Source organism: Gallionella capsiferriformans ES-2 (genome assembly GCF_000145255.1).
GTDB lineage: Bacteria > Pseudomonadota > Gammaproteobacteria > Burkholderiales > Gallionellaceae > Gallionella > Gallionella capsiferriformans.
Window position 1 is genome coordinate 167,839 of record NC_014394.1, and the last position, 13,376, is coordinate 181,214.

11 protein-coding genes are annotated in these 13,376 nt (G+C 55.3%); 6 read left to right on the forward strand and 5 right to left on the reverse strand.

Annotated elements, in window-relative coordinates; translation table 11 throughout:
* Window positions 1-59 precede the first annotated feature (59 nt).
* Both GALF_RS00700 and xth read left to right on the forward strand, forming a co-directional pair.
* Entirely contained in the window at window positions 60-2,093 is a 2,034-nt protein-coding gene (locus tag GALF_RS00700; protein WP_013292127.1) for a M3 family metallopeptidase, read from the forward strand.
* Window positions 2,093-2,860 (forward strand): exodeoxyribonuclease III, encoded by a 768-nt coding sequence (gene xth / locus GALF_RS00705; protein ID WP_013292128.1) that lies wholly within the window; start codon window positions 2,093-2,095, stop codon window positions 2,858-2,860. Before GALF_RS00700 ends, xth begins: the two co-directional genes overlap by 1 nt.
* Here xth and GALF_RS00710 read toward each other — a convergent pair.
* The 4 genes from GALF_RS00710 to GALF_RS00725 are packed head-to-tail and all read right to left on the reverse strand — an operon-like array spanning window position 2,857 to window position 7,031.
* Entirely contained in the window at window positions 2,857-4,011 is a 1,155-nt protein-coding gene (locus tag GALF_RS00710; RefSeq protein WP_013292129.1) for an FAD-dependent oxidoreductase, read from the reverse strand. The genes xth and GALF_RS00710 overlap by 4 nt on opposite strands.
* The gene (pepP, locus tag GALF_RS00715; protein ID WP_013292130.1) at window positions 4,004-5,314 is read right to left on the reverse strand and encodes a Xaa-Pro aminopeptidase; all 1,311 of its coding nucleotides are present in this window, start codon (window positions 5,312-5,314) and stop codon (window positions 4,004-4,006) included. The genes GALF_RS00710 and pepP overlap by 8 nt, the downstream gene beginning before the upstream one ends.
* Entirely contained in the window at window positions 5,307-6,023 is a 717-nt protein-coding gene (gene murU, locus GALF_RS00720; RefSeq protein WP_013292131.1) for an N-acetylmuramate alpha-1-phosphate uridylyltransferase MurU, read from the reverse strand. Before murU ends, pepP begins: the two co-directional genes overlap by 8 nt.
* A gap of 9 nt (window positions 6,024-6,032) precedes the next feature.
* Window positions 6,033-7,031: an aminoglycoside phosphotransferase family protein gene (locus tag GALF_RS00725; RefSeq protein WP_013292132.1), complete on the reverse strand. Its 999-nt coding sequence runs from the start codon at window positions 7,029-7,031 to the stop codon at window positions 6,033-6,035.
* An 86-nt stretch (window positions 7,032-7,117) separates the two neighbouring features.
* Between GALF_RS00725 and GALF_RS00730 the strand changes: the two genes are divergently transcribed.
* Genes GALF_RS00730 through rsmA form a run of 4 tightly spaced genes read left to right on the forward strand, consistent with a single transcriptional unit; the run spans window position 7,118 to window position 12,545 of the window.
* Complete coding sequence (locus tag GALF_RS00730) at window positions 7,118-9,418, forward strand: LPS-assembly protein LptD (RefSeq protein WP_190274088.1); 2,301 nt, start codon at window positions 7,118-7,120, stop codon at window positions 9,416-9,418.
* 19 nt (window positions 9,419-9,437) lie between these two features.
* Window positions 9,438-10,760, forward strand: coding sequence for a peptidylprolyl isomerase (locus tag GALF_RS00735; RefSeq protein WP_013292134.1), 1,323 nt, complete (start codon window positions 9,438-9,440; stop codon window positions 10,758-10,760).
* On the forward strand, window positions 10,757-11,770 hold the full coding sequence (gene pdxA / locus GALF_RS00740) for a 4-hydroxythreonine-4-phosphate dehydrogenase PdxA (protein ID WP_013292135.1): 1,014 nt from the start codon (window positions 10,757-10,759) through the stop codon (window positions 11,768-11,770). Before GALF_RS00735 ends, pdxA begins: the two co-directional genes overlap by 4 nt.
* Window positions 11,757-12,545, forward strand: coding sequence for a 16S rRNA (adenine(1518)-N(6)/adenine(1519)-N(6))-dimethyltransferase RsmA (gene rsmA / locus GALF_RS00745; RefSeq protein ID WP_013292136.1), 789 nt, complete (start codon window positions 11,757-11,759; stop codon window positions 12,543-12,545). Before pdxA ends, rsmA begins: the two co-directional genes overlap by 14 nt.
* An 88-nt stretch (window positions 12,546-12,633) precedes the next feature.
* On the opposite strand, the gene GALF_RS00750 is transcribed toward rsmA, so the two are convergent.
* The gene (locus tag GALF_RS00750) at window positions 12,634-13,242 is read right to left on the reverse strand and encodes an HD-GYP domain-containing protein (protein ID WP_013292137.1); all 609 of its coding nucleotides are present in this window, start codon (window positions 13,240-13,242) and stop codon (window positions 12,634-12,636) included.
* Window positions 13,243-13,376: the final 134 nt, after the last annotated feature.

A 13,376-nucleotide genomic window follows, 5' to 3' on the forward strand; every position in this document is an offset into this window, starting at 1 on the left:
CGTCCGGAAGGATTTTCCGGATAGCCTCTTTATCGTCACACTCACCTAAAAAATATCCTATGAATCCATTACTCGATTTTTCCGGTTTGCCGCGCTTTGCCGAAATTCAGCCCGAACAGGTCGCCCCGGCAATCGAGACCTTGCTTGGCGAATGCCGTGAATTGACCGCTCGGTTGCTGGCCGAATCGAGCGAGCCTGACTGGGATAATTTTGTTGCGCCGATGGAAGATGCGCACGAGCGCCTCTCGCGCGCCTGGGGGCCGGTCGGTCATTTAAATGCGGTGATGAATTCGCCTGAGTTGCGTGAGGCGTATAACGCCACGCTGCCGGTGATGACGCAGTATTACGCAGAGCTGGGGCAAAACCTCGCCCTGTTCAATAAGTTCAAGGCGCTGCGCAGTAGCGCGGCCTTTGCGGGCTTGAGTGTCGCGCGCCAAAAAATTATCGAAAACGAATTGCGCGATTTTCGTCTGGGCGGCGCCGAATTGCCGGAAGACAAGAAAGCGCGCTATCTGGAAATTCAGGAGAGACAATCCGAGCTGTCGTCGCGTTTTTCCGACAATCTGCTTGATGCGACCAACGATTTTACCTTGTTGATTGAAAACAAGGATGAATTGAGCGGGCTGCCGGAGGACGTGTTGCAGGCGGCGTCGGATGCCGCAAGCGCGCAGGACAAGCCCGGCTGGTTGTTTACGCTCAAAGCGCCCTCTTATATGCCTGTGATGCAGTTCGCCGACAACCGCGAGTTGCGCGCAAAGCTGTATCGCGCTTATGCCACACGCGCATCGGAATTTGGCAATCCTAGCTGGGATAACTCAGCACTCATGGATGAAATCGTGCAGTTGCGAGGTGAAGAGGCGCGTCTGTTGGGTTTTGCCAATTACGGCGAATTGTCGCTGGCGGCCAAGATGGCCCAAACGCCCGCTCAGGTCGTGGAATTTATGCGCGAGTTAGCGCAGCGCTCACGCCCCTTCGCAGAAAAGGATTTAACCGAGTTGCGTCAATTTGCAGCGAAGGAACTGGGCTTGGCTGAACTGCATTCCTGGGACGTGACCTATGCCAGCGAAAAGCTGCGCGAGCAGCGCTATGCCTTTTCCGAACAGGAAGTCAAAGAATACTTCCCGGAAGACGCGGTCTTGAAAGGCTTGTTCAGTCTCGTTGAAACACTGTATGGCCTGCACATCGTCGCCTCCATCGCGCCCGTATGGCATGAGAGCGTGCATTTCTTCGATATTCGCGACGCGCAAGGCCAGCTGGTCGGTCAGTTTTATTTTGACCTGTATGCAAGGGCGAGCAAACGCGGTGGCGCATGGATGGATGACGTGATTACGCGCCGCCGTGTGGATGGGCGGATACAGACGCCGGTGGCGTATATGAACTGCAATTTTGCAGCTCCCGTCGGCGACAAACCTGCTGTATTCACCCACGACGATGTGATTACGCTGTTTCACGAATTCGGTCACGGCCTGCATCATCTGTTGACCGAAGTGGAGGATCTGGGTGTGTCCGGCATTAACGGCGTGGAATGGGATGCGGTCGAGCTGCCCAGTCAGTTTATGGAAAACTACTGCTGGGAATGGGAGGTGTTGAGCGGCATGACGCGTCATGTGGAAACCGGTGCACCGCTGCCGCGCACCTTGTTCGACAAGATGCTGGCGGCGAAGAATTTCCAGAGCGGTTTGCAAAGCTTGCGCCAGATCGAGTTCGCACTGTTCGATATGCTGATGCACAGCGACTTTGAAGCGGGCGGGAAAAAATCTATTCTTGAATTGCTGGACGAAGTGCGCGCGGAAGTCGCGCTGCTGATTCCGCCTGAGTTCAACCGCTTTCCGCACAGCTTCTCGCATATTTTCGCGGGCGGTTACGGCGCGGGCTATTACAGCTACAAATGGGCAGAAGTGCTATCGGCCGATGCCTACAGTCTGTTCGAGGAACAGGGCGTGCTCAATCCAGCGGTTGGCGCGCGTTTTCGTGCCGAGGTACTGGCGGTGGGCGGATCGCGCCCCGCCATGCAGTCATTCGCCGCCTTCCGTGGTCGCGAGCCTGCCATCGACGCGTTGTTGCGCCATAACGGCCTGACGGAAGCCGCCTGATGAAACTTGCGACGTGGAATGTAAACTCGTTAAAAGTGCGTCTGCCGCAGGTACTGGACTGGCTGGCCGCCAATCCGGTCGACGTGCTGTGTTTGCAGGAAACTAAGCAGCAGGATGCCGATTTTCCCGATACTGAGCTGGCGGCGGCCGGATATCACACCGTCTTCGCGGGGCAGAAGACTTACAACGGCGTGGCGATCCTGAGCCGCGAGGCCGCAATTGATGTGCAGATCGGTATCCCGGGTTTCGAGGACGAGCAAAAGCGCGTGATCGCGGCCACCTTTGGGGACATTCGCGTGGTGGATGTGTATATTCCTAACGGACAGAGTCCCGATTCCGACAAATATCAGTACAAATTGGGCTGGCTCGCCGCCCTGCACGACTGGTTAAAAGAAGAGCTGGTACGCTACCCGAAGCTTGTGCTGCTGGGTGACTACAATATTGCACCGGAAGATCGTGATGTGCATGATCCGGCCGCCTGGGTGGGTAATGTGCTGGTAAGCCCGCCTGAACGCGATGCCTTCAAATCCTTGCTGGCACTGGGTTTGACGGATAGTTACCGCTTGTTCGAGCAGGCCGATAAAACTTTTAGCTGGTGGGATTACCGCATGATGGGATTTCGCCGCAATCTAGGCATGCGCATCGATCACATTCTGATCAGCGCACCGCTGGTCGCGCAATGCAAAAGCTGCATCATCGACAAGGCGCCGCGCAAACTCGAACGGCCATCGGATCACACGCCGGTGGTGGTGGAGCTGGCGAGTTAACCGTTCGCACCAAACATCATTCGCTTGGCGACAAAACGCTTGGCGAATGGCAGGCAGTCCAGCGCGGTGAGCGAGGCGGCGCGGGCAGCGCTCATCATAGGCAGGTCGTTGGAGAACAGGCGCACCAGGCTGTCGGTGAATGTAATACCGGCTTCGCGATCGAGCTTTCGTCGCTTGCGGTAGCCGGCCAGCATCTCATCTGATCCCAGTGACGCAGGTGCGGCATCCCGTATTTCCTGCGCCAAATCCCATGCATCGCGCAGTCCCAGATTAAAACCTTGTCCTGCCACCGGATGCATGGTCTGCGCGGCGTTACCGAGCAGCACGACATGCGGCATCGGTGATTGTGCGGGTGCTTTTTTTAACCCCAGCGGGAAGCAGGTTCTAGTGCCGACCGTCAAAAATACGCCGACCCGGTCACCGAAATGCCGGTGCAATTCAGACAGAAACTGTTCGTCGTCCCAAGCAAGCATGGCCTCCATATCTTGATGCGGTGCCGTCCAGACAATCTCGTAACCGTCTTTGTAGGGCAACAGGGCTACCGGTCCTTGCGGCGTAAAACGCTCAAATGCCGTGCCGGCCTTTGGATTCGCGCACGTCACGTGCGTAATCAGTGCGCTCTGGCCGTAGTCGCGCAGGTCGGGCGGATGGCGTTCTGCCAGCAATTTTCCGCCATCGGCCACGACCGCTAAACGGGTCGTCAGGGTGTGCGGCGCACCGTCCAGCTGGTAATCGATGACCGCATGCTCTTCCTGAGTTAATAGACCGGTGACGCTCGCACCATAAATTGTTTTCGTCGTGCTGCCTTGCAGGGCTGTGGTCAGTGTATTTTGCAACATAGGATAAGGCAGCACATAGCCTAGTTCCGGCACCTGCATGTCGCGTGCTTGCAGTACGGCGCGGCCGAAGCTTTTCTTTTGCGAGATGTGGATAGTCTGAATCAAGGATACGTCCTGCAGCTTGTCCCATACGCCCAGACGGTCGAGCAACAAACGGCTGCCGTAGGATAGGGCCAGCGCGCGCGCATCCGTGCTGCCTGCGGACGGGCGGGCTTCGAGCACGCAAACCTGCAGCCCGCTGCCGCGCAAGGCCAGAGCCAGCGCTGTGCCGACGGGGCCGCCGCCGATAATGGCGATGTCGTAATCAGTCATGTCGCATGATCTCCTCAATCTCATTGATGGTTTTTGGCGCGGCCGCCGTCAGCACTTCATGGCCTGTTTTCGTGATGACGAGATCGTCTTCGATGCGGATGCCGATGTTCCACAGCGCCAGCGGTACGTCGTCGGCGGGCCTGATATAGCAGCCGGGTTCGACCGTCAGCACCATGCCTTCTTGCAGATTGCGCCATTGACCCTCGACCTTGTAATCGCCGACATCGTGTACGTCCATCCCCATCCAGTGGCCGGTGCGGTGCATGTAATATTTTTTATAACTCTCGCTCTCCAATACCCCGTCCACCGTGCCGTGACAAAGTTTCAGATCGATGAAGCCCTGTGCCAGTATCTTTAAAGCCGCGTTGTGCGGGGCTTCCCAGTTGTTGCCGGGTTGGGCGGCTGAGATGGCGGCATACTGGGCTGCCAGTACCAGTTCATACAGCTCTTTTTGTGCGCCCAGAAAGCGGCCGCTTACGGGATACGTGCGCGTGATATCGGAGGCGTAGCCCTCAAGTTCGCAGCCCGCATCGATGAGCAGCAGATCACCGTCACGCAGCTGGGCATCGTTTGCGATGTAATGTAGCACGCAGGCATTCGCGCCGCCGGCGACGATCGAGGTATATGCCGGATCGCGCGCCCCGTTGCGGCAAAATTCATGCAGCAACTCGGCCTCGACTTGATATTCAAATTGTCCGGGACGGGTAAATTGCATCGCGCGCCGGTGAGCGGACGTCGAAATATCAGCCGCACGGCGCAGGATCGAAAGTTCATGCGTATCCTTGAATAAGCGCATTTCATGGATCAGGGCGCGTACATCACGCAGTTCATCGGGCGCGCGAATACCGCTGCGCGCTTTTTCCTGAACGGCACTGCGCAATTTGAGCAGGCGCTGATCCCATAGGGGACTGGCACCCAGAGGGGAGTAGATCGCGGGCAAATTTCCCATTAGTTCGACGAGCTTTTCATCGAGTTTTGCAATGGGAAAAGTCGCGTCGAAGCCGAATTTTTCCTGTGCGGCCTCCGGGCCATAACGATAGCCGTCCCATATTTCGCGATCCAGATTCTTTTCACGGCAGAACAGGATGGACTGATGGCAACCCGTCTGGTCCGCGATCAGCACCAGCACCGATTCAGGTTCAGCAAAACCACTCAGGTAATGGAAGCTGCTGTCGAAGCGATAAGGATAGTCGGCATCGGCGTTGCGTTGCTGCTCGGGCGCATTGGGCAGAATACAGAGGCCGTGCTGCATTTTAGCTAGCAGCCGGGCGCGACGCTGCGCATAGAGGGATTTGTCAAACATGGGCTTCCTTGCGCAATTTTGCGTCGAGCTCCGCTAAGCGTTGCGGCGTGCCGACATCGACCCATAAGCCTGCGTGACGTTCGCCGCTGACTTTGCCCTGTTCTATCATGGCGCGCAGCAGCGGGGCTAGCGGGGCAACGCTGCCGCGCGCGATGGATTCGAATAACGCGGGTTGATATAGCCCGATGCCACTGAAGGTCAGCAGCGATTCAGGATTTGGCGCGGCGACCGGTGTAGAAAATGACGTGATGCGATTGCCTGTCAGGCAAAAATCGCCCTTCGGGTGCTGCGGCGGATTGTCCACCAGAATCAGATGGGCCAGATCGCCACGGGCTTGCATGTTGGCGGCGTGCTCGGGCAGTCGGGAAAAATCGTAGTCACACCAGATGTCGCCGTTGATCACCGCAAAAGGTTCCTCGTTCAGCCACGGGCGCGCATAGGCGATGCCACCTGCAGTCTCCAGTGCAAGGGTTTCAGCAGAATAACGAATCTGCGCGCCGAACCGGCTGCCGTCGCCCAGTGAGGCTTCGATTTGTGCGCCCAGATGCGCGTGATTGATGACGAGTTGCACTATGCCTGCTGCCACCAGATTTTCGATATGCCAGACGATCAGCGCTTTGCCGCCCACTTCGAGCAGCGGTTTAGGCGTGTGATCGGTGAGCGGGCGCATGCGCTCGCCCCGTCCCGCCGCTAATATCATCGCAATCATGATGCGACCTTAAAACCCGTAACCGGTTGGGGCTTCAGCCGGGGGTTCGAGTTCATTGAGCAGGTTGAACAAGGGTTTGAGATCGACGTAGCGTGCCGCCGCCGCGCGCAGGTAGCTCATCACCAGCGGCATGTCTTTGAGATAACCGTCCTTGCCATCGCGGTGACACAGGCGCGCGAAAATGCCCAGCACCTTGATGTGACGCTGTACGCCCATCCACTCGAAATCCCAGTAGAACTGACCGAAATCTTCATGCACCGGCAGGCCGGCACGGCGGGCATTTTGCCAGTAGCCGATCAGATAGTCGATGATCTGCGGCTCTTCCCATTTGATATAGGCGTCCTTGAACAGCGAGGCCAGATCGTAGGTGATTGGGCCGTACACGGCGTCCTGAAAGTCGATGATGCCGGGGTTGGGTTCGGTGACCATCAGATTGCGCGAGTGATAATCGCGGTGTACATACACGCGCGGCTGCGACAGATTGTTGGCGACAATGCGGGCAAACACCGATTCGAGCTTTGCGTTTTGCGCCTCGGTGAGTGTGATATTCAGATGCTTGTTGATGTACCACTCAGGGAACAGGCGCATTTCACGTAACAACAGCGCTTCGTCATAGGGCGGTAATTCGGCCTCATTCGAGGCGCGCTGAATTTTAATCAGCGCATCGGTGGCCTTAGCATAGAGGGCGCGCGCATTGTCAGGCGTCAAGGCCTGCAAATAGGTGGTGTTGCCAAGGTCAGACAGCAGCAAAAATCCCTGCTCCAAATCCTCCGCATAGACGTGCGGCACATGGGTGCCGGCCTGTTCAAATAATTTGCCGACATGCAAAAACGGCTGGCAGTCCTCGTGTTCCGGCGGGGCATCCATGATGATGCGTGTTGTGCCGTCGTCAAAGGTGGCGCGAAAATAGCGGCGAAAACTCGCGTCGGCGGAGGCGGGTGCGAGCGTGAAAGTTGCTTCGGGAAATTGGCCCTGCAGCCAAACGGTTAGTTGTTGTTCGCGTTTCATATTTGGGCTATTGGAGTGGTCTTAATGGTAAACTTGCAAAAGTTTACCACCTTAACAATATTATGCGGTTTAGTCTTAAGCCTGTTTTGTTCACTTTACTGTGTGTTTTTGCCCACTCCGTTGCGGCCGAAGCGCTGCGCGCGCCTGTTGCTGCCGAGTCCGAGAGCGAAGAGCCGGTGTTTGTTGAGGCGGATAACCTGACCGGCGATAAAAAAAATCAGATGGAGGCGACCGGCAACGCCATCCTGCTCAAGTCCGATCAGACGATTCGTGCCGACCGGCTTTTGTATGATCAGGAAACGGCCGATCTGGACGGAACGGGTTCAGTGGTGGTCGAGCAACGCGGCAGCACCATGAGCGGGCCGCATCTCGAACTCAATCTGGATACGCATGCCGGGTTTATGGAAAAGCCGGTGTTTTTCCTCAAGGAGAATGACGGGCGCGGCAAGGGCGATATGCTGCACATTCAGGACCAGCAGCATTACACGCTGGACAATGGCACCTATACTACCTGCCCTGCCGATCGCGAAGACTGGCTGATGAAAATGTCCAGTCTGGAAATCGATCGCGAGGCGCAAGTGGGTGTGGCGCGTCACGCCTGGGTCGAATTTAAGGGCGTACCGATTTTGTATTCGCCGTGGATGGATTTTCCCTTAAATAACAGGAATAAGTCGGGTTTTTTGTCTCCCGTCATCGGGAGTACCACCAAGGGTGGCGCCGAACTGACCGTGCCGTATTATCTGAGTCTGGCACCCAATTACGATTTAACCCTGTCGCCGCGCATCATGAGCAAGCGCGGCGTGATGCTGGGCAATCAGTTTCGCTATCTGCAGCCGCAATATCGTGGCGAAGTTAATCTTGATGTATTGCCCGGAGATGCGATTACCCAAACGAACCGGACACGTTTCGGTCTGAAGCATGATCAGGCATTAGGTGGCGGCTTCAGCGGTCAGATCAATTTCAATCGCGTTTCAGACAATGCCTATTACCGGGATTTGTCCAGCGAGATGAGTGTCACTTCCAAAATTAACCTGTTGCAGGATGCGTCGGTGAGCTACGGCGGCGGCTGGTGGAGTAGTACCGCTCGCGTGCAGCGCTATCAAACGCTGCAAGACCCTTTGGCGCCGGTCGGCGAACCTTATGCGCGCCTGCCGCAGGTCAATGTCAATGCGGCACAAAAATATGCCGGCGCAAATTTCGCGCTGATGGGCGAGTATGTGAGTTTTACCCATACCACGGCCGTCAACGGCCAGCGGATGGTGGTAGCGCCTAGTGTCAGCGTTCCGCTGCTGCGGACACCGGGCTATTACGTCACGCCGAAATTCACCCTGCACAGCACAAGCTATGCGATGGGGTCGAACAATACGACCTTGTTGCCCGATGCCTCAAGGGTGTTGCCGCTGTTTAGTCTGGATAGCGGTGCGGTATTCGAGCGCGATATCAATTTGTTTGGCAAGGGGTATTTGAATACGCTGGAACCGCGTGCCTACTATGTGTTTGTGCCGTACCAGAATCAGGATAAATTGCCGGTATTTGACTCGGCTCAGGCGCCGTTCAGCTTTGTGCAGATGTTCACCGAGAACCGTTTTTTCGGCAACGACCGCATAGGCGATGCCAATCAACTGACGCTGGCGGTGGTCTCGCGCTTTCTGGGTCAAGACGATGGTGCAGAGAACCTGAAGTTGACGGTAGGCGAGCGTTTTAGTCTGAGCGCACCACAAGTGAATCTGGTGGCGCCGACCACCACCACTAATAAGTCGGATATTTTGCTGGCTGCTTCAGGGCGGCTTAATGCCGCGTTGTCTTTTGACACCGAACTGCAATATAGTCCGGCCTTGGCGCGAATTCAGCATTACAACGTGATGGCGCGCTATCGCCCGGAGGCCGGTAAGGTGCTTAATCTGGGATATCGTTTTGTCAGCGATTCGTTAGGCGCGCTGATTCCAGGCGCGGTGACGGCCACGGGTTCTATGGTGATTAACGGTGTCGTATATCCCACGTTTGGCGGGGTGCCCTACACAACATTAGGTGGCAATAACTACTCAGTTGCCTCTGCCGGACTGCGGCAAATCAATGTTTCCGGGCAGTGGCCTTTATCCGGGCGCTGGCATGCAGTGGGTCAATGGAATTATTCCTATCTGGATCAGCGCTTGCTCAGTGGTGTGGCGGGGCTGGAGTACGAGCAAAGTTGCTGGATGTTGCGTCTGGTTGCGCACAGTTTTACTGTTGGTACCCAACAGACCAGTACCGGGATATTTGTGCAGCTTGAATTGAATGAGCTGGTCAAGGTAGGTTCTGACCCGCTAGTCTTGCTCAAACAAAGCGTGCCGGGGTATAAAAAGTTGAATGAAAAGCCCGCGAGTCAGCCAGGTGCTGTTTTGCGTTAATTAATCTGAAGAGATCGCCATGTCAAAAATTAAATTTCCTGTTTTGCTCAGCGTCCTTTCGCTGATGTCTACGCCTGTTCTGGCTGTTGAAAAGCATGTGATTGAACCGCAGCAGCAGGTCGCGACGATCGATGCGGTGGTGGCGGTGGTCAATGACGATGTGATCACCCGTTTGGAGCTCAATGAGCGCTTGCGTATGGTAGTCAGTCAGTTGAAAAAACAGGGCACGCCGCTGCCTGAAGGCGCAGTGCTGGAAACGCAAGTGCTGGAACGAATGATTGCAGAAATGCTGCAGGCTCAGTTCGCCAAAGAGAACGGCGTACGGGTGGATGATACGCAGCTGGATATGGCGATTACGCGTATCGCTCAGCAGAACAATTTCCCGTCTTTGGTTGAATTCATGGCCAAGTTGGAATCGGATGGCGTGAATGTTAAAAAATTCCGCGAAGAAATCCGTGCCGAAATCGTTTCCACGCGATTGCGCGAGCGCGAAGTAGAAAGCAAGCTGGTGATCAGCGACACGGAAGTGGATAATTATCTATCGAATAAATCAAAAATGGGGCTGGATAACGACGAATATCATCTGGCGCATATTCTGGTGGTCGTGCCGGAACAGGCCAGTGCCGAGAAGATTCGTGCCGCACGTGAACGCGCAGATCAGGCGTTTGCGCAATTGTCCGGCGGCGCAGATTTTTCACAGGTATCGGCCGGTTTTTCAGATGCGAAGGATGCGTTAAAAGGCGGAGATCTGGGCTGGCGTGCGGGGGACCGTATTCCGCCTGCATTTATGAATGAGTTGCAAAATCTGAAGCCAGGTCAAAATACCGCGGTGTTGCGTAGCCCGAGCGGTTTTCATATTCTCAAACTGGTCGAAAAACGCGGTGGCAGCGCGCCGGTCGTGATTACTCAGACCCATGCGCGGCATATCCTGATTAAAACCAGTGAAATCGTCACGGAAGCGGAAGCGAAAAAACAGCTACTTGAAATCAAGCAGCGCATAGACGGCGGTGCGGGTTTCGCAGAGCAAGCCAAACGCTATTCCCAGGACGGCAGCGCGCAGCAGGGGGGCGATCTGGACTGGCTCTCACCCGGGCAGACGGTACCTGAGTTTGAGGGCGCGATCAATAAGTTGCAGGTGGGGCAAATGGGTATGGTGCAAACCCAGTTTGGTTGGCATCTGATTCAGGTGCTGGCGCGTCGCAATACCGATGTCAGCGAGCAGCAAAAACGTCAGCAGGCGCGCGTCTCGATTGGGACTTTTAAATCTGAAGAGTTGTATCAGGACTGGCTGCGTCAGTTGCGCGATCGCGCGTTCGTTGAATACCGTCTCGAAGAAAAGTGAATGTCCGTTATGCACCGCTGGTCATTACCGCCGGGGAACCAGCCGGCATAGGCCCGGAGCTGTGCGTGCAGATTGCCGCCGCCGCGCTGAATGTGGTGGTCGTGGCCGACAAGCATCTGTTGCAACAACGCGCACAGCAGCTCGGCATAGACCTGAAAATCAGGGAGTGGGACAGGGCTAAGTGGGAAGGGGCATGCGCCGGTCGACTTGATGTCATCCACGTTCCGCTGGCTGTGCCGTCTGTGGCAGGTGAGTTAAACGCAGCTAACAGCCCCTATGTGCTCGAGACGTTGCGCCGTGCGCTGCTGGGTTGCCAGTCGGGCGAATTTAGCGGCATGGTGACGGCGCCTGTTCATAAAGGCATCATCAACGATGCCGGTATTCCTTTTTCCGGGCACACCGAATTTTTGGCTGAACTCACGCAAACACCGCAGGTGGTGATGATGCTGGCAGGCGGTGGGATGCGCGTGGCGCTGGTCACGACCCATATGGCGTTGCGCGATGTGCCGGATGCGATCACAGTGGAGCTTTTGGCGCGTGTTTTGCGCATCATTCATCGCGATCTGGCGTGTCGTTTCGGCGTGGCGGCGCCGCGCATTTTAGTGGCAGGCTTAAATCCGCATGCCGGCGAGGGGGGGCACATGGGGCGCGAGGAGATTGAGGTGATGATCCCCGTGCTTGACAGGCTGCGCGCTGAGGGTATGAATGTCAGTCAGCCCCTGCCGGCCGATACGCTGTTTACGCAGCATAAGCTGTCAACCTGCGACTGTGTGCTGACCATGTATCACGATCAGGGCTTACCGGTATTAAAACATGCAAGTTTCGGGCAGGGCGTCAATATCACGCTGGGTCTGCCTGTGATACGCACCTCGGTCGATCACGGTACGGCGCTGGATCTGGCAGGAACGGGACGTGCCAACAGCGGCAGTCTGCTCGAAGCGATTTTGGTTGCCGCGCAGATGGCTCAATTTGAAAGACTTTCGTCCGGACCCTTGCATGAGCGCACATAAAGCTAAAAAGAAATTTGGCCAGAACTTTCTGGTTGATCAAAATATCATCGCCGATATCATCAGCGCGATTCGCCCTGAAGCTGACGACAATCTGGTGGAGATCGGCCCGGGGTTGGGTGCGCTGACACGTCCGTTGCTCAAGAGCTTGGCGCATCTGCACGTGGTGGAAATTGATCGCGATATTATTGCGCGTCTCGAAGCGGACTACCCGCAGCCCCATACGAAAATGACCATTCATGCGGGGGATGCGCTCAAGTTTGATCTGGCTTCGTTGGGTGCGCCGCTGCGCATCGTCGGCAACCTGCCCTACAATATTTCCTCGCCGCTGCTGTTTTATTTTGCCGAATATGCCGACCGTATTACCGACATGCATTTTATGCTGCAAAACGAAGTGGTTGAGCGCATGGTGGCCGATCACTCAACCCCGGCTTACGGGCGACTGTCAGTGATGTTGCAATACCGTTTTTTCATGGAAAAGCTGCTGGATGTGCCCCCCGATTCGTTCCGTCCTGCGCCTAAAGTGAATTCCGCCATCGTGCGCATGATCCCGATACCGGCCGATCAGATTGTCGTTAAAAATGAAAAGTTGTTCGGCGAGATTGTCGGTACGGCTTTCGGTCAGCGCCGCAAGACCTTGCGCAACACGCTGAAAAGTTTTTTGAATGAGGCTGAGTTTGAAAACTTGGGTATCAACCCTCAGTTGCGTGCAGAGAATTTATCGGTAGATGAGTTCGCCAGAATTGCCGCGTATGTGGATGATCGGGTTGTCGCCTAGACTTGATTCCGCGGCGCACAGCGCATTTGTTGGGATCTGCTTTGCAGCCAGTCGAATGGTGCTGCCTTCATGGGATAAAACCAGCGACTTAAATTCTTTTCGATTTAAATTTGCTGGACTCAATAAGCTTGCAAAAGACCTGCATGAGTTCTGGATCATGTTTTTCACCCGTTTCCTGATGCAATATAGCCATTATTTCCAGATGTGTTCGCGCGTGATGATATGACCTTGTCACAGCCATTGCGTCGTAGCTGTCTGCTATGGAGATAATGCGGGAGCAAATGGGGATATTTTCCGCTGAAAGCTGGTCCGGATAGCCTCTGCCGTTGTAATGCTCATGGTGGTGACGAATCAATATGGCAGCCTGTTGCGAGCCTTCGAGTTCTGTTGAAAGCATTATTTTTTCACCGATTTCGGAGTGCAGTTTCATTTGCGCCCACTCGGCTTCATCAAGCTGAGCAGGCTTCAATAAGATGCGGTCGGGTATACCGATTTTACCTATATCGTGAAACGAAGCTGCAATATTAAGTGCATTAATTTCATCGCTTTGCAGGCCGCAATAGTTACCGATTTCCACAGACAGTCCTTGCACGCGTTCGGAATGAAGTTGTGTCGAAAGGTCACGGTACCCTAAAGCTGCCGATAATCCTTTGGTGTACTTGAGTAGAGAATTGAAAATCCAGTCTTCCAGTTGCATGTGATCTCCTCGGGAAATAGAACCGCAATTAATTAAGAGCACAGATCAGTGCTCAAGAAAACGTTGTATTTTCTGCCTCTTTCCTTCAATTTCCTCAGGTTCAATGCGCCATCCAACTGGGGAAAGAATCACAA